Annotated in this window: 22 protein-coding genes; 3 read left to right on the forward strand and 19 right to left on the reverse strand. The window is 72.9% G+C overall.

Features of this window, described 5'->3' with window-relative positions; translation table 11 throughout:
• Nucleotides 1-96: 96 nt before the first annotated feature.
• The 4 genes from infB to rimP all read right to left on the reverse strand — a co-directional run bounded on the left by infB (nt 97) and on the right by rimP (nt 5264).
• Nucleotides 97-3039 (reverse strand): translation initiation factor IF-2, encoded by a 2943-nt coding sequence (gene infB, locus NHG27_RS00195; RefSeq protein ID WP_193718203.1) that lies wholly within the window; start codon nt 3037-3039, stop codon nt 97-99.
• 221 nt (nt 3040-3260) lie between these two features.
• The gene (locus tag NHG27_RS00200) at nt 3261-3599 is read right to left on the reverse strand and encodes a YlxR family protein (RefSeq protein WP_193718202.1); all 339 of its coding nucleotides are present in this window, start codon (nt 3597-3599) and stop codon (nt 3261-3263) included.
• 6 nt (nt 3600-3605) lie between these two features.
• Complete coding sequence (gene nusA, locus NHG27_RS00205; protein WP_497014358.1) at nt 3606-4712, reverse strand: transcription termination factor NusA; 1107 nt, start codon at nt 4710-4712, stop codon at nt 3606-3608.
• Between the two features lie 3 nt (nt 4713-4715).
• Nucleotides 4716-5264 carry a ribosome maturation factor RimP gene (rimP, locus tag NHG27_RS00210; protein WP_497014359.1) on the reverse strand — a complete coding sequence of 183 codons (549 nt, stop codon included), beginning with the start codon at nt 5262-5264 and terminating at the stop codon, nt 4716-4718.
• A 237-nt stretch (nt 5265-5501) separates the two neighbouring features.
• On the opposite strand from rimP, the gene NHG27_RS00215 reads away from it, so the two are divergent.
• Nucleotides 5502-6485: a DUF4439 domain-containing protein gene (locus tag NHG27_RS00215; RefSeq protein ID WP_497014360.1), complete on the forward strand. Its 984-nt coding sequence runs from the start codon at nt 5502-5504 to the stop codon at nt 6483-6485.
• 97 nt (nt 6486-6582) lie between these two features.
• On the opposite strand, the gene NHG27_RS00220 is transcribed toward NHG27_RS00215, so the two are convergent.
• Nucleotides 6583-8436 (reverse strand): proline--tRNA ligase, encoded by a 1854-nt coding sequence (locus NHG27_RS00220; protein ID WP_497014361.1) that lies wholly within the window; start codon nt 8434-8436, stop codon nt 6583-6585.
• Nucleotides 8437-8548: 112 nt separating this feature from the next.
• Here NHG27_RS00220 and NHG27_RS00225 point away from each other — a divergent pair, with 112 nt between their 5' ends.
• Nucleotides 8549-9502: an Fpg/Nei family DNA glycosylase gene (locus NHG27_RS00225; protein WP_497014362.1), complete on the forward strand. Its 954-nt coding sequence runs from the start codon at nt 8549-8551 to the stop codon at nt 9500-9502.
• A 3-nt stretch (nt 9503-9505) separates the two neighbouring features.
• On the opposite strand, the gene NHG27_RS00230 is transcribed toward NHG27_RS00225, so the two are convergent.
• The 10 genes from NHG27_RS00230 to rpsB form a co-directional block, all read right to left on the reverse strand.
• Entirely contained in the window at nt 9506-10444 is a 939-nt protein-coding gene (locus NHG27_RS00230) for a GNAT family N-acetyltransferase (protein ID WP_497014363.1), read from the reverse strand.
• A gap of 10 nt (nt 10445-10454) precedes the next feature.
• Complete coding sequence (ispG, locus tag NHG27_RS00235; RefSeq protein WP_193718332.1) at nt 10455-11594, reverse strand: flavodoxin-dependent (E)-4-hydroxy-3-methylbut-2-enyl-diphosphate synthase; 1140 nt, start codon at nt 11592-11594, stop codon at nt 10455-10457.
• Nucleotides 11595-11797: 203 nt separating this feature from the next.
• Nucleotides 11798-13108 (reverse strand): M50 family metallopeptidase, encoded by a 1311-nt coding sequence (locus NHG27_RS00240; RefSeq protein WP_497014364.1) that lies wholly within the window; start codon nt 13106-13108, stop codon nt 11798-11800.
• A gap of 145 nt (nt 13109-13253) precedes the next feature.
• Nucleotides 13254-14435 carry a 1-deoxy-D-xylulose-5-phosphate reductoisomerase gene (dxr, locus tag NHG27_RS00245; RefSeq protein ID WP_497014365.1) on the reverse strand — a complete coding sequence of 394 codons (1182 nt, stop codon included), beginning with the start codon at nt 14433-14435 and terminating at the stop codon, nt 13254-13256.
• Between the two features lie 69 nt (nt 14436-14504).
• A complete protein-coding gene (locus NHG27_RS00250; RefSeq protein WP_193718195.1) occupies nt 14505-15056 on the reverse strand; it encodes a DivIVA domain-containing protein in 552 nt (183 codons plus the stop codon).
• Nucleotides 15053-16189 carry a dual-specificity RNA methyltransferase RlmN gene (gene rlmN, locus NHG27_RS00255; protein ID WP_193718194.1) on the reverse strand — a complete coding sequence of 379 codons (1137 nt, stop codon included), beginning with the start codon at nt 16187-16189 and terminating at the stop codon, nt 15053-15055. The genes NHG27_RS00250 and rlmN overlap by 4 nt, the downstream gene beginning before the upstream one ends.
• Before the next feature lie 147 nt (nt 16190-16336).
• Entirely contained in the window at nt 16337-17182 is an 846-nt protein-coding gene (locus tag NHG27_RS00260; protein WP_497014366.1) for a phosphatidate cytidylyltransferase, read from the reverse strand.
• Between the two features lie 21 nt (nt 17183-17203).
• A complete protein-coding gene (gene frr / locus NHG27_RS00265; RefSeq protein ID WP_193718192.1) occupies nt 17204-17761 on the reverse strand; it encodes a ribosome recycling factor in 558 nt (185 codons plus the stop codon).
• 100 nt (nt 17762-17861) lie between these two features.
• Nucleotides 17862-18596, reverse strand: coding sequence for a UMP kinase (gene pyrH / locus NHG27_RS00270; RefSeq protein WP_193718191.1), 735 nt, complete (start codon nt 18594-18596; stop codon nt 17862-17864).
• Nucleotides 18597-18770: 174 nt separating this feature from the next.
• Entirely contained in the window at nt 18771-20474 is a 1704-nt protein-coding gene (rpsB, locus tag NHG27_RS00275) for a 30S ribosomal protein S2 (protein WP_497014367.1), read from the reverse strand.
• Between the two features lie 696 nt (nt 20475-21170).
• On the opposite strand from rpsB, the gene NHG27_RS00280 reads away from it, so the two are divergent.
• Entirely contained in the window at nt 21171-21719 is a 549-nt protein-coding gene (locus tag NHG27_RS00280; RefSeq protein ID WP_497014368.1) for a M23 family metallopeptidase, read from the forward strand.
• An 85-nt stretch (nt 21720-21804) separates the two neighbouring features.
• On the opposite strand, the gene NHG27_RS00285 is transcribed toward NHG27_RS00280, so the two are convergent.
• The 4 genes from NHG27_RS00285 to NHG27_RS00300 are packed head-to-tail and all read right to left on the reverse strand — an operon-like array spanning nt 21805 to nt 26017.
• Entirely contained in the window at nt 21805-22857 is a 1053-nt protein-coding gene (locus NHG27_RS00285) for a tyrosine recombinase XerC (RefSeq protein WP_497014369.1), read from the reverse strand.
• Between the two features lie 34 nt (nt 22858-22891).
• Nucleotides 22892-24130: a DNA-processing protein DprA gene (gene dprA, locus NHG27_RS00290; protein ID WP_497014370.1), complete on the reverse strand. Its 1239-nt coding sequence runs from the start codon at nt 24128-24130 to the stop codon at nt 22892-22894.
• A complete protein-coding gene (locus tag NHG27_RS00295; RefSeq protein WP_497014371.1) occupies nt 24123-25661 on the reverse strand; it encodes a YifB family Mg chelatase-like AAA ATPase in 1539 nt (512 codons plus the stop codon). Before NHG27_RS00295 ends, dprA begins: the two co-directional genes overlap by 8 nt.
• Nucleotides 25661-26017 (reverse strand): YraN family protein, encoded by a 357-nt coding sequence (locus tag NHG27_RS00300; protein ID WP_497014372.1) that lies wholly within the window; start codon nt 26015-26017, stop codon nt 25661-25663. Before NHG27_RS00300 ends, NHG27_RS00295 begins: the two co-directional genes overlap by 1 nt.
• Between the last annotated feature and the right edge of the window lie 46 nt (nt 26018-26063).

Consider the following 26063-nt stretch of genomic DNA (forward strand, 5'->3'; position numbering starts at 1 on the left):
CGTGAGGGGTGGCGGGTCGTGGTGGGTCTGGCACGGGCCACCAGGCCCGCGGTAGACCCGCCACCCCTCACGGGTAGGCGTCAGCGGAGAGGTACGTCAGCTACGCGGCTTCTCCCGCATCTCGAACGTCTCGATCGTGTCACCGATCTGCAGGTCGTTGAACGACCCGAGGCCGATACCGCACTCGAAGCCCTCGCGGACCTCCGTGGCGTCGTCCTTGAACCGCTTGAGCGACTCGACCGTGAGGTTGTCGCCGACGACGGCTCCCCCACGCAGGACGCGCGCCTTGGAGTTCCGTCGGATCTCGCCGGAGCGGACGATCGAACCCGCGATGTTCCCGAACTTCGAGGAACGGAAGACCTCGCGGATCTCGGCGGTGCCGAGCTGCGCCTCTTCGTACTCGGGCTTGAGCATGCCCTTGAGAGCAGCCTCGACGTCGTCGATCGCCTGGTAGATGATCGAGTAGAACCGGACGTCGACGCCTTCGCGCTCCGCCAGTGCCTCGACGCGCTCGCCGTACTTGACGTTGAACCCGATGATGATCGCGTTGTCCACGGTCGCCAGGTTGACGTCGTTCTGGGTGATCGCACCGACGCCGCGGTGGATGATGCGCAGCTGGACCTCGTCGCCGACGTCGATCTGCAGCAGCGCGTCCTCGAGTGCCTCGACGGCACCGGAGACGTCGCCCTTGAGGACCAGGTTGAGGGTCTCGACCTTGCCCTGCTCGAGCGCCTGGGCGAAGTCCTCGAGGCTGACGCGCTTGCGGCGCTTGGCCAGGAGGGCTGCGCGCTCGGCGGCCTCGCGCTTCTCGGCGATCTGACGAGCGGTGCGCTCGTCAGGAGCCACGAGGAACGTGTCACCGGCGCTGGGCACGGACGCGAGTCCGAGCACCATGACAGGGCGGGCGGGCCCGGCCTCGGTGACGTTGTTGCCGTGCTCGTCGAACATGGCACGGACACGGCCGTGGGCGGTGCCCGCGACGATCGCGTCCCCGACGTGGAGCGTGCCGGACTGGACCAGGACGGTCGCGACGGCGCCGCGGCCCTTGTCGAGGTTCGCCTCGATGGCGACGCCTCGTGCGTCCTTGTCCGGGTTGGCGCGCAGGTCGAGCGAGGCGTCCGCCGTGAGGAGGACGGCCTCGAGCAGCGCGTCGATGCCCATGTTCTGCTTCGCGGAGACGTCGACGAACATGGTGTCGCCGCCGTACTCCTCGGCCACCAGGTTGTACTCGGTGAGCTGCTGGCGGATCTTGGCCGGGTTCGCCGACTCCTTGTCCACCTTGTTCACCGCGACGACGATCGGCACGCCGGCCGACTGCGCGTGGTTGAGGGCCTCGACCGTCTGGGGCATGACGCCGTCGTCGGCCGCGACCACGAGGATCGCGATGTCGGTCACCTGGGCACCACGGGCACGCATGGCGGTGAACGCCTCGTGACCCGGGGTGTCGATGAACGTGATGGGACGCTCGACGCCCTCGTGCTCGTGACGCACCTGGTAGGCACCGATGTGCTGCGTGATGCCGCCGGCCTCGCCGGAGATGACGTCGGTCTGACGGATCGCGTCGAGCAGTCGCGTCTTACCGTGGTCGACGTGACCCATGACGGTGACGACGGGCGGACGAGCCTGGAGCTCGTCGTCGCTCTCGCCCTCGAGCTCGGCGTCCAGGTCGATGTCGAAGGCCCCGAGCAGCTCGCGGTCCTCCTCCTCGGCCGAGACCATCTCGATGACGTAGCCGAGCTCCGCCGCGAGCGAGCCGAACGTGTCCTCGTCGAGGGACTGCGTGGCGGTCGCCATCTCACCGAGGTGGAACAGCACCGTCACGAGGCTCGCGGGGTTCGCGTCGATCTTGTCGGCGAAGTCGTTGAGCGAGGAGCCGTGACGCAGACGCACGACGGTCGAGCCGTTCCCGCGGGGAACCTGCACGCCACCCAGCGAGGGGGCCTGCATCTGCTCGAACTCTTGGCGCTTCGCCCGCTTGGACTTGCGCCCACGGACGGGGCGCCCTCCTGCGCGACCGAACGCACCCTGCGTGCTGCCACGCCCGGCGCCACCGCGGCCACCGCCGCCGGGGCGACCGGCGAAGCCGCCGCCACCACCAGGAGCGCCACCGCCACCGGGGCCGCCACCGGCGCCGCCGGGACGACCGGCGTAGCCACCGCGACCGCCGCCGGCGCCTCCGGCGCCACCACCCGGACGACCGCCGGGAGCAGGACGGTCACCGGGGCGACCGATCGAGGTGCGGCCCGGCATCATGCCGGGGTTGGGGCGAGGCGCACCAGGACGCGGTGCGGGACGGGGGCCACCCGGACGGGGGCCGCCCGAACGCTCCGTGCTGCCTGCTGCGGGGTTCGCGTTCGCTGCGGGGTCCGCGGCCCGCTCGGGGCGCGCACCCGGCCGGGGCATGCCCTGGCTCGAGGCGAACGGGTTGTTGCCCGGGCGCGGGGCGCCGCCGGAACGCGGCATGCCCTGGCTCGAGGCGAACGGGTTGTTGCCTGGGCGCGGAGCGCCGGGACGTCCACCGCCGGAGGCGCCGGGGCGCGCAGCAGCGGGGCGAGGTCCGGGCGCGGGGGCGTTGCCGCCACCGGCCGGCTTGGGCGATGCGGACGGCTTGCGCTCGGCGGCGGGAGCCGGTGCCGGCGCGGCAGGCTTCTTGGCCTCGGGCTTCTTGGCCTCGGCGGCGGGCTCGACGAACGCGGGGCTCGCCGGGGCCTCCTTGGCGGGGGCCGGCGCAGGCGCAGGCGCCTTGGGCGCTGCCGGTGCAGCGGGGGCCGGCGCTGCCGGTGCCGGGGCAGAGGGCGCCGGAGCGGCCTCAGCGGCAGGCTTGGGGGCAGCCGGACGTGCCGGCGCGGGCTTGGCCGGAGCGCTTGCGCTCTCCGTGCCACCGGCCGGGAAGGTGTCCCGCAGCTTGCGGACGACCGGCGGTTCGATGGTCGAGGATGCCGAGCGGACGAACTCACCGAGTTCCGTCAGCTTGGTCATGATGGTCTTGCTTTCCACCCCGAGCTCCTTTGCGAGCTCGTAGACGCGGACCTTTGCCACAACTCTCCTGTCTCGGCCCACCCGAAACAGGGAGGACCGTCTTTAGTGCTGGGTGCTCATCGCTGGGTACTCATCGGGTGCCCATCGGCTTCTAACCCGCTTCCTTGTCGACGATTCGTGCGGTGTTCGTGCGGTACTGGCGCGGTTCGGCCCGCACGGCGCATGGAGCGCCGCCGGCCGGGACCGCCGACTGACGATGACTGGCGATGACTGACGACAGGTCAGACTTCCCTGTCGAGATGGGCTCGGGCTTCGGCGAGGTCCACAGGACCTGCGAGACGCAGGGCCCGGGGGAAGGCTCGTCGACGCTCGGCCAGCTCGAGGCAACGCCGAGCATCGTGGAGCCAGGCGCCGCGCCCCGGGAGCGACCGGCCGACGTCGACGACGAGCCGAGGCTCCGGGACGTCGGGCTGGTCCACCACGAGGCGGAGAAGAACAGACCGTAGGTCACGCTCCCGGCAGCCGACGCACGTTCGAACAGGCGCGTGAGCGCCTGAAGGGTCGTGTGACGGTTGCCGGACCCGTGGCCCAGTCAGGGACAGTCTAGCGCGCCCGCTCACCTGGTGTTACCCGTTTCCGTCGCCGACGCCCGCATCGTCCCCCCGGTTCGAGGCGTCCGCGGTCCGGGGCGCGGACGCCTCCGACTGCTCGACCTCGTCCGAGCGGATGTCGATGCGCCACCCCGTGAGCTTCGCGGCGAGCCGGGCGTTCTGCCCTTCCTTGCCGATCGCGAGGGACAGCTGGAAGTCCGGCACGACGACCCGAGCAGCCCGCGCCTCCGCGTCGACGACGGTGACCGACGTCACACGCGCCGGGGACAGCGCGCTGGCCACGAACTCCGCCGGGTCCTCGCTGTAGTCGACGATGTCGATCTTCTCGCCGTGCAGCTCGGCCATGACGGCGCGGACGCGAGCGCCCATGGGGCCGATGCACGCACCCTTGGCGTTGAGCCCCGCGACGCGCGAGCGCACCGCGACCTTGGACCGGTGGCCCGCCTCACGGGCGATCGCCATGATCTCGACCGAGCCGTCGGCGACCTCCGGAACCTCGAGCTCGAAGAGCTTGCGCACCAGGTTGGGGTGCGTGCGGCTCAGCGTGATCTGGGGGCCCTTCATGCCGCGGGCCACGTCCAGGACGTAGGCGCGCAGACGCTCGCCGTGGACGTAGTCCTCGGTCGGCACCTGCTCGTGCGGAGGCAGGAGCGCCTCGGTGCCGCCCACGTCGACCAGGACCATGCGAGGGTCGTTGCCCTGCTGGATGACGCCCGCCAGGACCTCGCCCTCCTTGCCGCGGAAGGTGCCCAGGATCTGGTCGTCCTCCGCGTCTCGCAGTCGCTGCACGATGACCTGTCGCGCGGTCGCGGTCGCGATGCGGCCGAAGTCCTTGGGCGTGTGGTCGAACTCGGGCCCGAACACCGGGGCCCGGTAGCGACGGACCGGCTCGCCGTCCTCGTCGAGCTCGGGCTCCTCGTCCTCCTCGGCCGGGAGCTCCTCGCGCGCCCAGACCGTGACGTGGCCCGTGCGACGCTCGAGCTCGACCCGGGCGCGTGCGTAGGCGTCGGGGGTCCGGTGGTACGCAGAGAGCAGGGCCTGCTCGATCGCCGCCACCAGGATGTCGAGGCTGATGTCCTTCTCGCGCTCCAGCAGTCGCAGCGCACTCATGTCGATGTCCATGGATCAGACCTCCTCGTCGTTCGGGGCGTCGGCCCCGGGGTTCGCGTCAACAGCCATCTCCGGGCCGAGGTCCACCTCGAGGGCGCGCTTGAGCTCGACCTGGATCGCTCCGCGGACCACGTCCTCGAGCGCGACGGACTCCACCGCGGCGTCCGTGAGCAGCAGGTTCCCGTCCTCGACGTCGCGCAGACGTCCTTCGACGGTCCCACCGTCCTGCAGGGCGAGACGCACGATGCGTCCACGGGCGCGCTTGAAGTGGCGCAGCTCGGTCAGCGGGCGGGAGGTGCCGGGGGTCGAGATCTCGAGCGTGTATGCGCCCGGGAAGGCGTTCGACGTGTCCAGCGCGGTGTTGATGTCGCGCGACACCTCGGCGACACGGTCCAGGTCGAGGTTGCCCAGGGCGTCCTCGGGGAGGTCCAGCGTGATGCGGACGACGGAGCGGCTCCCGGCCAGGGTGACGGTCACGTCCTCGAGGTACAGGTCGGCGTCCCGCACCACCGGTTCCACGGCCTGGCGGACCCTGTCCGCCCCGGCCTGCTTCGCCTTGTTCATCTCTCGGTCTCCCGTCGGCTCCCACTGCCCACCGGGCAAGGATTCGACCGGTGTGTTGTTGTACGGGATCAGCCTAACGACTCGCCCGCCAGGAACGTGACATCATCAGCCTCGATGACTCCCGAACCGACCCTGCACCAGCCCCTCCCGACCCACCCGGACGCCTCCTGGGCGTCCGCTTCGTCACGTTTTTCGCGGCGCAGCGGCCCGGGACGCCCTTCGGCGCGACGTGGCGTGGTGGCGATCGTCACGTCCCTCGCGCTGCTCGCCGCGGCCGGTTGCGGCGTCCGGCTCGAGACCCCTCCCCCGACCGAGCCCGTCCCGGACGCCCAGGAGACGCTCCGCCGGGTCGCGGTCGAGGGGGCGCTCCTCGTGGGCGGGCTCGCCGACGCGGCGGTCGCGACGTCGTCGGGCCTGGACCCGGCCGCGCTCGACGCCCTGACGCAGACCGGCGACCACGCCGACCAGCACGTGACCCAGCTCGGCGGGGTCTACGACTCCGGGCTCCCCGAGCCCGAGCCGGACCCCGACGACCCCGACCCGACCCCGACCGACGAGCCCTCGACCCCCGGCTCGGCCACGCCCGCCGAGGTCGTCGAGGCGCTCGCGTCGTCGAGCGCGGCGCTCCGCGACGTCGTCGACCAGACCGAGGACGGGGCGTTCGCCCGCCTGGTCGCCTCGATCGCGGCGTCGCAGGACGCCTCTGCCCGGCGCGTCGCCGCGGCGAGCGGGACACCGCTGCCCGAGTCGCTCGTCACCCCGACGGGGCTGCTGGTCCCCGAGGAGTCGCCGACGGGCCTGAGCGCGACCGACCTGTCGACCATCATCGAGGCCGAGGACGCCGCCGGGTACGCGTTCGAGCTCCGGGCCGCGCTCGCCGACGGCGACGTACGGGCCGCGGCGCTCGAGCGTGCCGTGCTGCACCGCGCGCGAGCCGAGGCCTGGGCGCAGGCCGCGGGCACGGCAGGCGGCGCCCAGGACCCGCGCCGGGTCGCGTACACGGTCCCGACCGACGTCCCGACGGCGGAGCTCGCGATCGAGCTCGAGTCCTCGCTCACCGAGTCGTACGCCGCGCTGACCGCCGACGCGGGCGCGGGGACGCGGCTCCCGCTCGCGGACCTGGCGATCGAGGCGAGCCTCGCGGCGGTCGCCTGGGGTGCGCCCGTCAGCGCCTTCCCCGGCCTGCCCGAGCAGTCGCAGGACGCGCCCACCGCCGGCTGACCCCGCCGGGGACCGCGCCGGGCCGGGCCCGGGAGCCCCCCGCGCGCCCGGGCCCGGCCCGCGTCCATCGGTCCCGGCGTCGCCGCCGGGCGGCTGCTCAGGCGAGCAGCGCGGCGACCTTCTCGGTGACGAGGTCGGCGACCTCGGCGACGGGCACCTGCACGGCCTCGCCGCCCTGGCGCGGGCGCACCTCGACGACGCCGTCCGCGAGCCCACGGCCCACGACCACGACGAGCGGCGCACCCAGGAGCTCGGCGTCCTTGAACTTGACCCCGGGCGAGACCTTGGGGCGGTCGTCGTACAGGACCTCGACGCCGCGCGCGGAGAGCTCCGCGGTGAGCGACGCGGCAGCCTCGAAGACCGCCTGGTCCTTGCCCGTGGCCACGACCTGGACGTGCATCGGGGCCACGTGCGCGGGCCACGCGAGGCCGGCCTCGTCGTGGTTGGCCTCGGCCAGGGCGGCGAGCGCACGCGTCACGCCGATCCCGTACGAACCCATGGTCACGACGACCTGCTTGCCGTTCTCGTCGAGGACCGTCAGGCCCAGGGCCTGCGCGTACTTGCGTCCCAGGGCGAAGATGTGGCCGATCTCGATGCCGCGCGCGAGCTCGAGCGGGCCCGAGCCGTCGGGCGCGGGGTCGCCCGCACGGACCTCGGCGGCCTCGATCGTGCCGTCGGCCGTGAAGTCACGCCCGGCGACCAGGTCGAACACGTGCTTGCCGTGCTGGTTGGCGCCCGTGATCCAGCGGGTGCCCTCGACGACGCGCGGGTCCAGGAGGTAGCGCACGGCCGAGTGCGACGACGCGGGGGTCTTGCCCTCCGCAGGCACGGTCACCTGCGGGCCCTGCGGACCGAGCACCTCGGGGCCGATGTAGCCCTTGACGAGCTCGGGGTGCGCGGCGAAGTCCGCCTCGCCCGCGGGCTCGACCTCGGCGGGCTCGACCGCCGCCTCGAGACGCTTGAGGTCGACCTCGCGGTCGCCGGGCAGGCCCACGACGAGCACCTCGCGGCGACCGTCAGGGTGCGTGAGCGCGAGCACGACGTTCTTGAGCGTGTCAGCCGCGGTCCACTCGCGGTCAGGACGCGGGAAGCGCTCGTTGGCGAGCGCGACGAGCGAGTCGATCGTCGGGGTGTCGGGCGTGTCCTCGACGTGCGCCGCGGGGGCGTCGTCGTAGGGCAGGGCCTCGGGAACGGGCGTGACGACGGCCTCGACGTTGGCCGCGTAGCCGCCGGGCGAGCGCACGAACGTGTCCTCACCGATCCCGGTCGGGTTGAGGAACTCCTCGCTGCGCGAGCCGCCCATGGCCCCGGACGTCGCGGCCACGATCACGTACTCGAGGCCCAGGCGCGTGAAGATCCGCTGGTAGGCGGCGCGCTGGTTCTGGTACGAGGCCTCGAGCCCCTCCTCGGTCACGTCGAACGAGTACGCGTCCTTCATGATGAACTCGCGGCCACGGATCAGGCCCGCGCGCGGGCGCGCCTCGTCGCGGTACTTCGTCTGGATCTGGAACAGCGTGAGCGGCAGCTCCTTGTACGACGAGTACATGTCCTTGACGAGGAGCGTGAACATCTCCTCGTGCGTGGGGGCGAGCAGGTAGTCGCCGTCCTTGCGGTCCGTGAGGCGGAACAGGTTCGCGCCGTACTCCTCCCAGCGGCCCGTGGCCTCGTAGGGCTCGCGCGGCAGCAGCGCCGGGAAGTGGACCTCCTGGCCGCCCGCGTCCTCCATCTCCTCGCGCACGATCGCCTCGACCTTGGCGAGCACGCGCAGGCCCAGCGGGAGCCAGGTGTAGATGCCGGGGGCGGCACGGCGGATGTAGCCGGCGCGCACGAGGAGCTTGTGGCTCGCGACCTCGGCGTCGACCGGGTCCTCGCGCAGCGTCCGCAGGAACAGGGAGGTCATCTTGAGGGGCTTGACGGGGGGACCGACCACCCGGCTGGAGGCTGAAGACATGGGCCCGATCCTACCGTCGTGGCGCCCGGTCCCCCGCAGGGTTCCGGGCGCCGCACGCCCCGTCCCCGCTCGCGGCGGTGCGCAGGGTGCGACGAACGGGCACCATGGAAGCGTGCCCGAGCTCCCCGAGGTCGAGGCGCTCGTCCGGTTCCTCGACGAGCGCGCGACCGGTCGCGTCGTCGTCGCGGCCGACCTCGCGTCGATCGTCGCCCTCAAGACCTTCTCCCCGCCCCTGTCCGCCCTGGTGGGCGGCACGGTCACGGGTGCGTCGCGGCACGGCAAGTGGCTCGACCTCGCGGTGCGTCCAGCGACCGCGGGCGCCGGGGCAGGCGGGACGGTCGGGGGCGGCGCGGGCGCCACGGGCACAGCGCCCGACGGCGACCTCCACCTGGTCTTCCACCTCGCCCGGGCCGGGTGGTTGCGCTGGTCGGAGGATGCGCCGACCACGCCCGTGCGCCCGACCTCGAGCCGGGGTGGGGTGCGGGCGGTCCTCGCGCTGCGGATCCGCTTCGACGACGGCTCCGGGTTCGACCTCACCGAGGCCGGAACGCGCAAGCGGCTCGCGATCCACCTGGTCCACGACCCCGCCGAGGTGCCCGCGATCGCGACCCTGGGCGTCGAGCCCCTGGGGCCAGAGCTCACGCGCGAACGGCTGGCCGAGCTGCTCGCAGCACGCAACCAGCAGATCAAGGGTCTGCTGCGTGACCAACGGCTCATCGCCGGGATCGGCAACGCCTACTCGGACGAGATCCTGCACGCAGCCCGGACCAGCCCGTTCCGCCTGACCCGCAGCCTCGACGCCGACGACGTGGCCCACCTGCACGACGCGATCCGGGACGTGCTCTCCGAGGCCGTCGCGACGTCGTCGGGCAGGCCGGCCGCCGAGCTCAAGGACGCCAAGCGGCGCGGGATGCGCGTCCACGGGCGCACGGGAGAGGCCTGCCCCGTGTGCGGGGACGTCGTGCGCGAGGTCTCGTTCGCGGACCGCAGCCTGCAGTACTGCGCGACGTGCCAGACCGGCGGGCAGGTCCTCGCGGACCGGCGCATGTCGAAGCTCCTGAAGTAGGGCTCAGAACAGGACCGTCGCGAACGTCCCCACCTGCTCGAACCCGACCCGGCGGTACGTCGCGAGCGCCCGCTCGTTGTAGGCGTTGACGTAGAGCGAGACGACCGGCGCGACCTCGCGGCGCGTGATCTCCACGACCGCGGCCATGCCCGACTCGGAGAGGCGTCGGCCCCGGAGGCGAGGATCGACCCACACGCCCTGCACCTGCGCGACGGCGGGCGTCACGGCACCGAGCTCGGCCTTGAACGCCACGACCCGCTCGGACGGCGCGACGCCCGCGAGCGGGTCGCCCGGCCCTGACGTCTGCGCAGGTGCGCCACCGGCGAGCCGCACGAACGAGCGGCCCGAGGTGATGAGCCCGCGCACCCGCTCCGTGTACGCGTTGCCCCCCGCCGCCACGGGCGAGTAGCCGACCTCCTCGACGAACATGCGCACGCACGCCGGCAGCACCAGCGGGAGCTCCGCGGGGACCGAACGACGGACCAGCGGGTCCGCCTCGACGCTCGGGGCCCGGTCGATCATGAGCGAGGGCTGGTCGTCACGGACGTCGCGCGCGGCGGGCCAGTGCTCCGCCAGACGCTCCCAGAGGCCCAGCGCCGCAGCACGATCGCCCACGATCGACGACGCCCGCCGACCGAAGCGGCGGGCGAGCGCCGCGAAGGCGTCGAGCGCCTCCTCGCGCTCGGCGCCCTGCGCCGGGACGACCGGCACCAGGTTGGCCCCGGCCCAGCAGATCGCGACCAGGGGCCCCTGCGCGGGGAAGCCCCACACCTGTCCCCCGCTCTGGGAGAGCCTGGTCGCCTCGACGATCCGCGAGGCCGCGAGCACCGACGCCACGGGGTCCACGGCGCACACCGCCAGCGCGTCCGGGACGTCCGCGTCCGTCAGGACCCGGGCGGCCTCCGGCCGGGACCACGGCCCCGGGGGGTGCCAGCGCGCCATCGCCGCGGGCTCAGCCGACGGTGACGACCGGCGGACCGGCCTGCGCGTCGTTCTCCGGCGTCATGGTCTCGGCGATCCGCATCGCTTCTTCGATGAGCGTCTCGACGATCATCGACTCGGGCACCGTCTTGACGACCTCGCCCTTGACGAAGATCTGACCCTTGCCGTTGCCGGACGCGACACCGAGGTCCGCCTCGCGCGCCTCCCCCGGACCGTTCACGACGCAGCCCATGACCGCGACGCGCAGCGGCACCTCCATGCCCTCGAGCCCGGCCGTGACCTTCTCCGCGAGCGTGTACACGTCCACCTGGGCGCGGCCGCACGACGGGCACGAGACGATCTCCAGCTTGCGCGGGCGCAGGTTGAGCGACTGCAGGATCTGGATGCCGACCTTGACCTCCTCGACCGGCGGGGCCGACAACGAGACACGGATCGTGTCGCCGATGCCCTTGCTCAGCAGCGCACCGAACGCCGTGGCCGACTTGATGGTCCCCTGGAACGCCGGGCCAGCCTCGGTCACGCCGAGGTGCAGGGGCCAGTCGCCGCGCTCGGACAGCAGCTCGTAGGCGCGCACCATGACCACGGGGTCGTTGTGCTTGACCGAGATCTTGAAGTCGTGGAAGCCGTGCTCCTCGAACAGCGACGCCTCCCAGACGGCCGACTCGACGAGGGCCTCCGGGGTCGCCTTGCCGTACTTCGCGAGCAGGCGCGGGTCGAGGGACCCGGCGTTCACGCCGATCCGGATCGAGGTGCCCGCGTCCGCGGCGGCGCGGGCGATCTCCTTGACCTGGTCGTCGAACTTGCGGATGTTCCCCGGGTTCACGCGCACCGCGGCACAGCCTGCGTCGATCGCCGCGAAGACGTACTTGGGCTGGAAGTGGATGTCCGCGATCACGGGGATCTGCGACTTCTTCGCGATGGCCGGCAGCGCGAGCGCGTCGTCCTGGCTCGGCACCGCGACGCGCACGATGTCGCAGCCCGCCGCGGTCAGCTCGGCGATCTGCTGGAGGGTCGCGTTGATGTCCGTGGTCGGGGTCGTGGTCATCGACTGGACGCTCACGGGGGCGTCACCGCCGACGTCGACCTTGCCGACCTTGATCTTGCGCGTCTTGCGGCGCGGCGCGAGGACCGGCGGGGGTGCTGCTGGCATGCCAAGGCTGATGGGTACGCTCACGGACCCAGTATCCCCCGCGCGGCACCCGCCCCGCGCCCGACGACGCCCCTCGCCCCGCTCCGCACACGAACGTTCGCGAGATCTTCACGGGTTCCCGGCGCCCCGGACCGCGGTCGGCCCGGGCGGGCGGGCGGGCCGACGGCGGGTCGGGCGCGGCTCGACGGCGGGTCGGGCGTGGGTCAGGTGATACGGATCGGGTTGACGATGTCCGCGTAGATCAGCAGCACGCCCATGCCGAGCAGGACGACCCACATCGCGAGCCCCAGCGGCACGAGCTTGGCCACGTCGGCGTGCGGGGGGCGCGGGCGCCCGCGGACCTTGGCGACCTGGCGCTTGGCGCCCTCGTACAGCGCGCCCGCGATGTGCCCGCCGTCGAGCGGCGGCAGAGGGATGAGGTTGAACGCGAACAGCGCGATGTTGAGCGAGGCCAGCAGGCTCAGCATGACCGCGACGCGGTCGACCACGTCGACCGAGTCCGCCCCCACGACGTCGACCGCGATCCGCCCCACGCCGACCGGACCCATGACCGAGGCGGGGTCGCGCTCCTCGCCGCCGAACGTCGACTGCACCACGTCGACCAGCTTGGCCGGCAGCGCGACGATGACCTCGGCCGTCCCGCTGACCTGGGCCCAGATGGCCGCGGGCACCGCGCTGAGCGGCTCGGAGACCCGCTCCTGGGTCGGGGCGATCCCCACGTACCCGGCCGGCCTGAGCACGAGCTCGCCCGCGTCGTCGGTCACGTACTGCCCGTCGTCCCCGACGATCGGGCGCTCGACCTCCGTCGGGGTGATCTCGAGCGTGACGCGCTCTCCGTCACGCTCGACCACGAGCGGGACCGTCTCGCCCGCGGCCCCCGTGATCTTGCCGACCAGCGACTCCCACGAGGCGACCGGCTCGCCGTCGAACGACACGATCGTGTCCCCGGGCTCGACCCCCGCCTCCGCGGCAGGGGTCGCCGGGTCGCCCGCGGCGCACTCGTAGTCCGCCGGGGCAGTGGCCGGCGCCACGCACGCAGGCACCGTCGCGACCGTCGTGGTCGCCTGCGGCGAACCGATCCCGACCAGCACCACCGTCATGAGCACGAACGCGATCACGAGGTTCATGAACGGTCCGCCGAACATCACGACGATCTTCTTGGGCACCGACAGGTTGTAGAAGGCCCGCGGCTCCTGGCCGGGCAGGATCTCCTCGGCGCTCATCTCCCGCGCGTCCTGCACCATGCGGCCGAAGAACCCGTTCGACTGCTTCGCCCCCGGGGGCGCCGGCGGGTACATGCCCACGAGGCGCACGTAGCCGCCCAGCGGGATCGCCTTGAGGCCGTACTCGGTCTCGCCCTTGGTCCGCGACCACAGGGTCGGGCCGAAGCCCACGAAGTAGTGGCTGACCCGGACGCCGAACTTCTTCGCCGGGACCATGTGTCCGACCTCGTGCAGCGCGATCGACACGAGGATGCCGACCAGCACGACCAGGATGCCGATCACCGCGGCCATGAGAACTCCGTTCGAGGATGCTGCGAGAGAGAGGGTGACTGTGCGGAAGGGGCGAACCTATCGCCGATTCCTGCGGAACGCCTGAGACCCGCGGAGGTCCCCGGGCGCCCGGCGGATCCTGCGAGCGGCCAGGACACGGCAGGGCTCAGTGCCGTGCCAGGATCTCGTGAGCCCTGGCCCGGGCCCACGCCTCCGCGCCCGTCACGTCCTCCAACGTGACCGCGGCCCGCGAGGTTCCCTCGTGCTCGCCCAGGACGCGCTCCACGGTCTCGACGATGTCCAGGAACCCGATGCGCCCCGCGAGGAACGCCGCGACGCACTCCTCGTTCGCCGCGTTGTACACCGCCGGGTGCGTCGCCGAGGCGGAGGCCGCCGCGCGTGCGAGCCCGACCGCAGGGAAGAGTGCCTCGTCGAGGGGCTCGAACGTCCAGGCCGTCGCGGCCGACCAGTCGCACCCCGCGGCGACCTCGCCCAGACGGTCCGGCCAGCTCAGGCCGAGCGCGATGGGCAGACGCATGTCCGGCGGCGAGGCCTGGGCGATGGTCGACCCGTCCACGAACTCGACCATCGAGTGGACGACCGACTGCGGGTGCACCACGACCGCGATCTCCTCGGTCGGCACGTCGAACAGCAGGTGCGCCTCGATGAGCTCGAGGCCCTTGTTCATGAGCGTCGCCGAGTTGATCGTCACGACCGGCCCCATGGCCCAGGTCGGGTGGGCGAGCGCCTGCTCCGGCGAGACCACCTTGACGTCGTCCCGGGCCCAGCCGCGGAACGGTCCACCGGAGGCCGTCAGCACGAGCCGACGGACCTCCTCGCGACGCCCCGACCGCAGGGCCTGCGCGATCGCCGAGTGCTCCGAGTCGACCGGCACGATCTGGTCCGGACGCCGCCTCGCGTCCTGGACCAGCACGCCGCCCACGACGAGGGACTCCTTGTTGGCCAGCGCGAGCGTCGACCCCGCCCCGAGGGCGGCCAGGGTCGGTCCCAGACCCACGGACCCCGTGATGCCGTTCAGCACGACGTCGGAGCCCGCCCCCGCGAGCTCTGTCGCGGCGTCCGGGCCGACCAGGACCTCGACCGGGCTCGCCGTGCCCGCACCGTGGCGAGCAAGGGCCGCCTCGACCTCGACGGCCCGTGCAGGGTCCGCGACGCCGACCCGTGCGACTCCCAGCTCCAGCGCCTGGCGTGCGAGCAGGTCCGCGTTCGCCCCGCCGGCAGAGATCGCGTCCACGCGGAACCGGTCGGGATGGCGCGAGATCACGTCGATCGCCTGGGTGCCGATGGAACCGGTCGACCCGAGCAGGGTCACGCTGCGCAGACTCATGAGGACATCCTCCCAGGTGCGAGGACCGCCCGAGGCGCGCGGCGCCGTCGGGCGGGCCTCACCTGCGCGTCACTCGACGCCGAGCAGCACCTCGATGGCACGCGCGAAGAACGCGTCCACGGGTCCCTCCGCATAGCCGTCCTTGCCACGGCGCCGCGCGAACGTCGAGGCCCGGATCTCGGCAGCAGTGATGGGCTCCTGACGGTCGAAGTAGGCCACGAGGCGGTCGCACAGGTCGTCGACGTCGTCCATGTCGTAGCCCCACTCGCCGCGGCCCGCAGGGGCGAAACGCTCCCCGTCCGGACGCCCCAGGCGCCCGTACAGGCTGCGTGCCCGCTCGGCCAGCGCGTTCATCCAGGCCTGCTGGCCGTTGACCGCGACGTACTCGGCGCGCTGGCGGGCGATGAAGGCCCCCTCCAGGCGGTCCAGGGCCGCGTCGACCTCGTGGGTGTCGTACCCGCCACGGACCAGGTCGAACATCGAGACCTGGATGTCGGTGCTCGTCAGACGCTCCGGCTTCTTGCCCTCGTAGACCTGACGTGCGTGGTCGAAGAACTCGTCCACCTCTTCCGGGTCGTACCCGTTGCGCACCTTCGAGACGGTGCTGAACAACGCACTCACTCTTCCTCCTCGGCTGCCAGCTGTCCGCACGCACCATCGATGTCACTGCCGCGTGTGTCACGAATAGTGGTCGGAATCCCGTGCCCGCGCAAGCGAGCGACGAACTCGTCCTCCACCTCGCGCTCGCTCGCGGTCCAGATCGAGCCCGGCGTCGGGTTGAGCGGGATGGGGTTGACGTGCACCCAGCCCGAGCCCCGAGCCGTGAGCTTCTCGCCCAGCAGGTCGGCACGCCACGCGTGGTCGTTCATGTCCTTGATGAGCGCGTACTCGATGCTGACCCGGCGGCCCGTGACCTCGAAGTAGTTGCGCGCCGCGTCCAGGGTCTCGTCGACCGACCAGCGCGTGTTGATCGGGACGAGCTCGCTGCGCAGGTCGTCGTCGGGCGCGTGCAGCGAGAGCGCGAGCGTCACCGGGATGCCCTCGGCCGCCAGCTTGTTCATCGCCGGGACCAGGCCCACGGTCGAGACCGTGATGTTGCGGGCCGACATGCCCAGACCCTCGGGGGCCGGGGCGACGAGCTGGCGGATCGTGCCCATGACCGCCTTGTAGTTGGCCATCGGCTCGCCCATCCCCATGAAGACGAGGTTGTTCAGCCGCGCCGGGCCGCCGGGGATGTCGCCGTCCGCGAGCGACTTCGCCGCCGAGCGCACCTGCTCCACGATCTCCGCAGTCGACAGGTTCCGCGTCAGGCCGAGCTGGCCGGTCGCGCAGAACGGGCACGCCATGCCGCAGCCGGCCTGGCTCGACACGCACAGCGTCGACCGGTTCGGGTAGCGCATGAGCACCGACTCGACCTTGGCCGCGTCGAACAGCTTCCACAGCGTCTTGACGGTGGTCCCGCCGTCGGCCTGCATCACGCGCGCCGGGGTGAGCAGCGTCGGCATGAGGTTCTCCACCAGCAGGTCACGCGTCGCCTGCGGGAGGTCGGTCATGTCCTCCGCGACGTTGGTGAAGTGCGAGTAGTAGTGCGTCGCGAGCTGCTTGGCCCGGAAGGGCTTCTCACCCAGCTCGACGACCGCCGCCTTGCGCTCCTCCGGGGAGAGGTCGGCGAAGTGGCGCGGGGGCTTCCCACGACGGGGCGCCGACATGACGAGCGGCAGCGGCTTCGATTCGACGGACGGACGAACAGACATGGAGGATCCAGAGGTTGAGCGGGTGGAACAGGTCAGCGCACCACGTCGTCGGACGACGCGTCAGGTGCGCTCGTGCGAGCGTGCCGGTGCGTTCTCACGCAGCCCGGCACGCGTGCGTGCGTCCGCGCCTGCCCTCCTGGGGACGTCTCAGAGCGAGACGGAGAGCAGCAGGTACACGAACGGAGCGGTCAGGAGCATGGAGTCCAGGCGGTCGAGGACCCCGCCGTGCCCCGGCAGGAGCGACCCCATGTCCTTCAATTCTAGGTCGCGCTTGATCATCGACTCCGCCAGGTCGCCCACGGTGGCCGTGAGCGGCACCATGACGCCGAGCAGGACACCGATCACGGGACTCACGCCGAGCCCGTAGACGGCCCCCACGACACCGATGGCCGTCGCCAGCACGAACGAGCCCGCCAGCCCCTCCCAGCTCTTCTTGGGACTGATCGACGGAGCCAGCGGATGGCGGCCGAACAGAACCCCGGCCACGTACCCGCCGACGTCGTTGGAGACCGCCAGCAGGATGAACAGGAGGACCTGGATCCTGCCGTTGACCGGGTTCGCGAGCATCATCATCACGAAGCCCGCCATGAACGGCAGGTACGCCGTCGCGAACGTGCCCGCCGCGGCGTCGCGCACCGCCGCCGTCCCCGAGCCGTCGATGACCCGCCAGACCACGACTCCTGCCACGGTCAGGACGAACGAGACCATCAGGGCCTCGGGGCCCGAGTAGTACGACGAGACCAGGATCCCGACCGCCCCCACGAGGAGCGGCAGGAGCGGCAGGTGGATGTCGCGGCGCAGGAAGGCCTGCTTCAGCTCCCACAGCGCCGCGCCGACCGCGGCGGTCGCGAGCAGCACGAAAGGCTCCGGCCGGAAGGCCAGCGAGGCCCCCACCAGGACGAGCAGACCGACCCCGACGGAGATCGCCTTGGGCAGGTCGCGTCCGGCCTTCGGCGTCCGCCGGGGCCTGGACGCGACCGCATCACTTGTCATCGGTGCGTTCAGACTTCTGCATCAGACCTCGAGGAGCTCGCTCTCCTTGCCGGCGAGCAGAGCGTCGATCGTGTCGACGTGGCTCTTGGTGAGCACCTCGAGCTCCTTCTCGGCGCGCGTGCCCTCGTCCTCGCCGGCCTCGCCGTCCTTGACGATGCGGTCGAGCTGCTCCTTGGCACGACGACGGATGTTCCGCACCGAGACGCGGGCGTCCTCCGCCTTGCCCTTCGCCAGCTTCACGTAGTCGCGACGACGCTCCTCCGTCAGGACGGGGAGCACGACGCGGATGATGTTGCCGTCGTTGCTGGGGTTGACCCCGAGGTCCGAGTCACGGATGGCCTTCTCGATCGCGCTCAGCGCGGTCTTGTCGAAGGGCGAGATGACGATCGTGCGTGCCTCAGGGGTGTTGAACGAGGCGAGCTGCTGCAGGGGCGTCGGAGCGCCGTAGTACTCGACCGTGATCTTGTTGAACATCGCGCCGCTCGCACGTCCCGTGCGAATGTTCGCGAAGTCCTCCTTGGCGACCTCGATCGCCTTGTCCATCTTCTCTTCGGCCTCGAGGAGGGTCTCGTCGATCACCAGTGCTCCTTCGTCGTGCGTAGCTGGGCTAGCCGTCCTGCGCCGCACGGGGCGGCGCACCCGGGACGCGGCGCGACCCGGGTCGTTCGTCGTCGTCCGGTCAGCTCGTCGTGACCAGTGTCCCGATATTGTCCCCCAGCAGCGCGCGGGTCACGTTGCCCGGCTCGCCCATCCCGAAGACCCGCATGGTCACGTCGTTGTCGCGGCACAGGCTCAGCGCCGTGGCGTCCATCACGGCCAGGTCGTTGACGAGCGCGTCGGTGTACGTCAGGTGCTCGAGCTTGACCGCGTCCGGGTCGGTGCGCGGGTCCGCCGAGTAGACGCCGTCGACGCCGTTCTTGCCCATGAGGACCTCCTGGCAGTGCGTCTCGAGGGCGCGCTGGACGGAGACCGTGTCGGTCGAGAAGTACGGCATGCCGGCGCCCGCGCCGAAGATCACGACGCGCCCCTTCTCCATGTGGCGGATGGCGCGCAGCGGGATGTAGGGCTCGGCGACCTGCCCCATGGTGATGGCGGTCTGCACGCGCGTGTCGACGCCGGCCTGCTCGAGGAAGTCCTGGAGCGCGAGGCAGTTCATGACCGTGCCCAGCATGCCCATGTAGTCGGCGCGGGCGCGGTCGAGGCCACGCTGCGAGAGCTCGGCACCGCGGAAGAAGTTGCCACCGCCGACGACGATGGCGACCTGGACGCCCTCGCGGACGGCCTCGGCGATCTCACCGGCCACCCGCTGCACGACGTCCGGCGCCAGGCCGATCTGTCCGCCCCCGAAGGTCTCCCCCGAGAGCTTCAGCAGTACCCGACGTGCGGGGGTCTTGGTCTCGATCTTGTCGCCCATGTGCCGAGCCACCTGTCCTTCGTCGTTCCGATCTCCCGGGGTCTGCCCCAGGACGTACCGGGGGCGGTCCTGCTCGTCGTCCCCGGGTGGTGCATGTGCGCCGTGGACCCCCCGGGTCCCGGTGCGCGGGGCCCGGGCCCGCGCGCGCGCGGACCGGGCCACCGGTGGAGTGCGTCAGGCGCCGACGCGGTACCGCACGAACTCGGTGACCGTGCCACCGACCTCGGCGAGGACCTGGCCGACGGTCTTCTTGGGGTCCTTCGCGAGCGGCTGGTCGAGCAGCACGACGTCCTTGAAGAACCCGTTCAGGCGACCCTCGATGATCTTCGGCAGCGCGGCCTCGGGCTTGCCCTCGTTGCGCGAGGTCTCCTCGGCGATACGACGCTCGTTGGCGACGACGTCCTCGGGGACGTCCTCGCGCGACAGGTACGTCGGGGACAGCGCGGCGATGTGCTGCGCGATGTCCTTGGCGACGGCCTCGCCCGCGGCGTTCGTCGCGACGACGACACCGATCGACGGCGGCAGGTCCTTGGCGGTGCGGTGCAGGTACGCGGTGACGCGCTCCCCGGCGATCCGCGTCGCACGACGCAGCACGACCTTCTCGCCCAGCGACGCGGCGGTGTTGTCGATCACGAGCTGGACGGACTCACCGTCGGCGTCCGCAGCGAGAGCCGCGTCCGTGTCGGCAGCACCCGAGTCGGCGACGGCCTTGAGCACGCGAGCCGCGAGGTTGAGGAAGTTCTCGTTCTTCGCGACGAAGTCGGTCTCGGAGTTGAGCTCGATGAGCGTGGCGACCTGGCCACCCTCGGTCTCCGCGATGTCGACGGCGACGAGGCCCTCGGAGGTCGAACGGCCCTCGCGCTTGGCGACGCCCTTCAGCCCCTTGACACGGATGATCTCGAGCGCCTTCTCGGAGTCGCCGTCGGCCTCTTCGGCGGGGGCCTCGGCAGCTGCCTCGACGGCTGCCTCTGCCTCGACCTCGGCCTCGACGGCGACCTCAGCGGCTGCCTCGGCGACGACCTCGGCCTCGACGGCCGTCTCGGCTGCTGCCTCGGCGACGACCTCAGCGGCGGCTGCGGTCTCCACGGCGGTCTCCGCCTCGGCACCGGCGAGGAGCTCGCGCTCCCACTCGGCGAGAGGCTCTGCCTCGGTGGCCGACCCGGCCTCGGCGCCCGTGCGGTTGCCCGAGTGGCGCTGGAGCAGGCCCTCGGCCGCGGCGTCGGCGATCACGCGGGTCAGCAGCGTGACGGCGCGGATCGCGTCGTCGTTGCCCGGGATCTTGTAGTCGACGACGTCGGGGTCGCAGTTGGTGTCCAGGATCGCGACGATCGGGATGCGCAGCTTGCGCGCCTCGTCGACGGCCAGGTGCTCCTTGTTGGTGTCGACGATCCAGACGGCGGAGGGGACCTTCGCCATGTCGCGGATGCCGCCCAGGGTGCGGGTCAGCTTGTCCTTCTCGCGACGGAGGACGAGCAGCTCCTTCTTGGTGAGCCCGGAGCCTGCGACGTCGTCGAAGTCGATCTCCTCGAGCTCCTTCATACGCTGCAGACGCTTGTGCACCGTGGTGAAGTTGGTGAGCATGCCACCGAGCCAGCGGTGGTTCACGTAGGGCATGCCGACACGAGCGGCCTGCTCGGCGACGGGCTCCTGCGCCTGCTTCTTGGTGCCGACGAAGAGGATCGTGCCACCGTGGGCGACGGTCTCCTTGACGAACTCGTAGGCGCGGTCGATGTACGACAGCGACTGCTGCAGGTCGACGATGTAGATGCCGTTGCGCTCCGTGAAGATGAAGCGCTTCATCTTCGGGTTCCAGCGGCGGGTCTGGTGTCCGAAGTGGACTCCGCTGTCGAGGAGCTGGCGCATGGTCACGACGGCCATGGCACTTCCTTTCAGGCGTGACGCGGGATCCTCCCGCTGCTCACGCTCATTCGTCCGACCGGTCGCGGTGCGTCCGGTCGGTGCTTTCCGGTTGTCGGTGCCGGCCGGGATTGGCCCTGCACCCCTGGCGCCACACCGCCGTTGGACGCCGGACCCTGGCGAACGAGGGTCCGGACCGATGTCGTGGCAGCCCCCGGCCCCTTGCCCTGTCGGGCGGGGTGGCGGGGAAGTGACGCGCGAAGTCGACGGCGCGCAACGGGGGCCCGTCGCCTCTCCGCCGGGGTCCGTCGGAGGTGCTGGGAGGCCGTCCGAATGAACGTGCCGATCGCGGCGTTAAGTCTACCTGATCGCGGGCGACGGCCCGACCCGTGCACAGCTCCGCCGACCGGCGCCCCCTCCACAGGCCGGGCGGGCGCTCGACCGGCGCGCACGCTCGTGCGCGAGGCTCGGGCGATGACGCCCTCCCACCAGTCTCCCAGGCCGTCCGCACGGCCGTCCTCCCCTGCCCGACGGCGCCGCACCCGTCGTGCTGCCGGCCCGCCCCGCGAGGCCCCGGGAGGGGCGTCGCACGGGCGGGCGTCGCGCGGGCGGGCGTCGCGCGGGCGGGGCGGACGCGCCGAGGTTCCCGCCTCGGCCGCCGCGGGCGTCGCAGCACGGCGCGGCCGGGGACAGCGAACCGGTCGGCTGAGGGCACGGGTGGCCGCGCTCGCCGTCGCGCTCTCGCTGCTCCCGCCTCTGGCCGTCCTGCCGGCACGGGCGGCCGGCGACCCCGGCCCGGCACAGGCCGGGTGGACGTCGCCCGTCGAGGGAGAGCCCGTCGTGCTCCGCGCGTTCCTCCCTCCGGACCAGGACTGGCTCGCCGGGCACCGTGGCGTCGACCTCGCCGCCCCGCAGGGGGCTGCCGTGGTGGCACCCACGTCCGGGGTCGTGACGTTCGCCGGGACGGTCGTGGACCGTGGGGTCGTGGTCGTCCTGCACGACGACGGCCTGCGGACCTCCCTCGAGCCCGTCGACGGGACCGTCGCGGCGGGGACCAGGGTGCACCGTGGGCAGGCCGTCGGGACGGTCCAGGGTTCGGACGGGCCCGACGCCACGGCACCTGCGGACGGGGCTGGTCCGGCGGGGGCCGGCCACTGCCTGCCCGCGTCGTGCGTGCACTGGGGCGTGCGGCGCGGCGAGACGTACCTCGACCCGCTCGCACTGCTCGGGCCACGAGAGCCGATCGTGCTGCTCCCCCTGCGCTGAGCGGGGTCGGGTCCGGTCGGGCGCTCACCACGCGTCCGTCGCCCCGACGACGGCCCCCAGCCCGGGCCGGCCGTTCAGCGCCCCGTCACGCCCGCGGGAAGGCCTGCTCGAACGAGGCGCGCAGCCGGTCCGCGCTCACGTGCGTGTAGCGCTGCGTCGTGGAGAGCGTGGCATGGCCGAGCACCTCCTGGACGCTGCGCAGGTCGGACCCTCCCTGGAGCAGGTGTGTCGCGGCGCTGTGCCGCAGGTCGTGGGGGGCGACGTCGTCGACGCCCGCGAGCGCCGCGAGACGGTGCACCGTCTCGCGCGCCTGCCGCTGCCCCCAGCGGCGCCCCCGCTCCCCCAGGAGGAGGGCAGGACCGGAGCCCGGGACGGCGAGCGCTGGGCGCCCCACGTCGAGCCAGCGGCGGAGCGCGCGACCCGCCGGGACGCCGAACGGCACGACGCGCTCCTTGTCGCCCTTGCCCACGACGCGCAGGGTCCGCTCACCGAGGTCGACGTCGTCGACGTCGATGCCCACGAGCTCGGCCACGCGGAGCCCCGACGCGTAGAGGACCTCGACGGCGACCCACTCGCGCAGGCGCGCCGGGTCACCGTCGGCCGCTGCGTCTCGGGCGGTCTCCATGAGGTGGGTGGCGGCGTCGACCGCGAGGACGGTCGGCAGGTGTCGCGCGACCTTGGGGCTCGCGAGCCGGAGGGCCGGGTTGTGCGCGGTGCGTCCGGTGCTCGTCGTCCAGGCGAAGAAGGCGCGGGCGGCCGCTCCCCTGCGGGCCATCGTGGTGCGGGCGAGGTCGCGAGCGCCGAGGTCCGCGAGCCAGTCGCGCAGGACCGCGATGTCGACGTCGTCGAGGCCCCGCACCCCGGTCTCGACGGCGCGGGACAGCAACGACCGGACGTCGCCCGTGTAGGCGCGCACCGTGTGGGTCGAGAGGCCGCGCTGGACGTCGAGATGCTGCTCGAACTCGGCCACAGCGGTGGCGAGCGCAGGCGGGAGGTGCCGCGCGTCGGGTGCCTGTGCAGGCTCGGCACCCTGAGCGGGCTCGGCCTCCGGCGTCGGGCCGCTCCCCGGCGCGGGGCGGGGCGCGGGGCGTGGCGCGGTGCGGGAGACGCTCCGGCGCTGCTCGGTGTCGCGGCTCATGTCCCCGGTGTCCTCATGACCCCAGTGTCCCTGGTCAGCCACCTCGGGCCGTGGACCCCACGCCCTGCGACGGCCGGGCTGCCCGCCGCCACCGACCGCCGGACTGGTCGGCGAGCCCGACGAGCTCCAGGTGGCCGAGACCGCCCAACGTCTCGTCGACCCCGAGGCCCGCTGCCCGCGCCACGGAGTCCACGGCGGCGTAGGCGCGCAGCGGGAGGGCGTCCCAGAGCCTCGTGCCGAGCTCGTCGAGGCCGTCCTGCGGGGCGGACGCTCCCTCCCGCGGGGGCGGCGCGTCCGCCCCGACGTGCCCGGCGAGCTCGGCCACCTCGTCCACGTCGGTCACGCACACGGCCTTCGCGTCCCGCAGGAGCTGGTGGCAGCCACCGGAGGCCATCGAGGTGACCGGCCCGGGCACCGCCCCCACGGGACGGAGCAGTGCGGAGGCGTGCGTCGCGGTGCTGAGCGCGCCGGAGCGCCAGGCCGCCTCCACGACGACGGTCGCCCGCGAGAACGCTGCGATGAGCCGGTTGCGCTGCAGGAAGCGGACGCGGCTCGGGACCGATCCAGGTGGCACCTCGCTGACGAGGCTCCCCGTGTCCAGGACCGCCCGCAGGAGGTCGGTGTTCCCCGCGGGGTAGAGGCGGTCGACGCCGCCCGCGAGGAACGCGACCGTGCGCCCCTGCGCGACGATCGCGCCACGGTGGGCGCTGGCGTCGATCCCGTACGCCCCGCCGGAGACGACCGTGAAGCGTCGGTCGACCAGGCCGGAAGCCAGGTCGGCTGCGACGTGCCTCCCGTACTCGGTGCACGCGCGGGCTCCCACGAGCGCGACGGAGCGCCGCGAGAGCCCGGCGAGGTCCGTCTCCCCCCGGACCCACAGCGCGAGGGGCGCGACGTCGCCCAGCGCGTCGACCGACGTCGGCCACCGGGGGTCGCCGGGCACGAGGAGCGCACCCCCGAGCTGATCGAGGGCCCGCATCTCCCGGACCGGGTCGAGCACCGCCAGCCTGCCCCGCCACCGCTCCACGGCCCGCAGCACGCGCTCGACCGCCGGGCGGTCCTGCCCGCGCGCGAGCGCCCCGGGCACGAACGGGCTCGCGTCGGCAGCCGCCTCGTAGAGCCAGGCCAGGGCGTCCGGCGCTCCCAGGTGCGTGACGAGCGCCCCCGCGACCGGGTCCCCGGGCTCGGCCACCCGGCTCCAGGCCGCCCGGGCGAGCAGCGGGTCGCTCACGTCGAACGACGGGGCGGCCGCGACCTTGCCCCGGTCAGCCATGGTGTCCTCGGGTCCGCAGCGCGAGCCCCTGGCCGACGTCTCCCCTGCTCGGTGCGCCGCGGCCCGCGAGGTCCGCCACGGTCCAGGCCAGCCGCAGGACCCGGTCGGCGCCGCGGAGCGAGAGCGTGCCCCGGTCCAGGGCCGCGTCGATACCCGCGAGCAGGCCCGGGTCGGGTCCCAGCCGTTCACGCAGCCAGGTGCCGGGCACCTCGGCGTTCGTGACCCACGGGGTTCCTGCGAGCCGCGCCCTGGCGGCGGCCCGGGCCGCTGCGACCCGGGCCGCGACGGTCGCGCTCGACTCGACGTCGGTCCCGCCCGCACGGTCGACCCGGGAGACGGGGCGCACCTCGACCTGCACGTCGACGCGGTCGAGCAGCGGGCCCGACAGGCGGGCGAAGTACCGGCGTCGGACCAGCGGGCTGCACGAGCACTCGAGCCCCTTGCCGATGCCCAGGCCGCACGGGCACGGGTTGGCGGCCAGGACCAGCTGGAAGCGCGCCGGGTAGCGTGCCGACCCGGCCGCGCGGTGGATCACGAGCTCCCCGTGCTCGAGCGGCTGGCGCAGGGTCTGCAGGACGCGGGACCCGAACTCGGGGGCCTCGTCGAGGAACAGGACGCCGCGGTGCGCCCTCGACGCGGCCCCGGGGCGCGGCAGCCCGCTGCCCCCTCCCACGATCGCGGCCGCGGTCGCGGTGTGGTGCGGGTCCTCGTAGGGCGGCCGACGGATGAGGCCCTGTCCCGGGTCGAAGACCCCTGCCACGGAGTGCACGGCCGTGACCTCGACGGCCTCCGACTCGTCGAGGTCGGGCAGGATGCCCGTGATCCGGGACGCGAGCATGGTCTTGCCCGCCCCGGGCGGCCCGACGAGGAGCAGGTGGTGACCGCCCGCGGCCGAGACCTCGAGTGCTCGCCGCGCCTGCTCCTGCCCCAGGACGTCGCGCAGGTCTCCCTCGACCCGTCGTGCGACGCCGCTCTGGGCGGGACGCGCGGTCGCGGACGGCAGCACGATGCCGGGGACCTCGGCGCCGTAGAGCGCCGCGATCTCGGCGAGGCTCCCGACCCCGACGACCCGGGCCCCCGGGACGAGGCGTGCCTCGTCGGCGTCCTGCGCGGGCACGACGACGTCGCGCAGCCCGGCCGCGACCGCGGCGGCGACGGCGGGAAGCACCCCGCGGACGGACTGGAGCCTGCCGTCGAGCCCGAGCTCGCCGATGTGGACCACGCGCTCGGGGTCCGCGACCGAGATCCTGCGGGCTCCGGCGAGCATGGCGACCGCGATGGCGACGTCGAACCCCGACCCGGCCTTGGGCAGCGAGGCGGGCGACAGGTTGACCGTGATCTTCCGCTGGGGCCACTCGATGCCCGAGGAGGCGATCGCTGCGCGGACGCGGTCGCGCGACTCCGACAGCGCGGTGTCGGGCAGCCCGACCAGGGTGAACCCCGGGACCGAGGCCGCGAGGTGCGCCTGCACCTCGACCAGGTGCCCCGAGAGCCCCACGAGGGAGACCGCGAACGTCGTGCCGAGGGACATCAGCTGACCCCGACGAGGTGCTCGACGTGCGCGGCACCCGCGGCGGGCAGCGTGACCGCCACCACGTCGATGCGCACGGACGCGGGCCGCACCTGGTGGGTCGTGATCCACTCGCCCGTCAGTCGGCGCAAGCGGGCCAGCTTGTCGACCGTCACCGCCTCCGCCGGGTGGCCGTAGGCCGTACCGCGACGGGTCTTGACCTCGACGACGACCAGGACGTCGCCGTCGCGGGCGACCAGGTCCAGCTCACCCCGTGTGCCGCGCCAGTTGCGGTCCAGCACCACCCAGCCGACCTCGACCAGGTGCGCCGCGGCGACCTTCTCCCCGTACCGGCCGACAGCGTCCTTCGCTCTCATGTCCCACCTCCGGCGCCCACCCTGACCGGTACGGGGTGCGATCGGG

The organism is Oerskovia sp. 140933 (assembly GCF_059651515.1).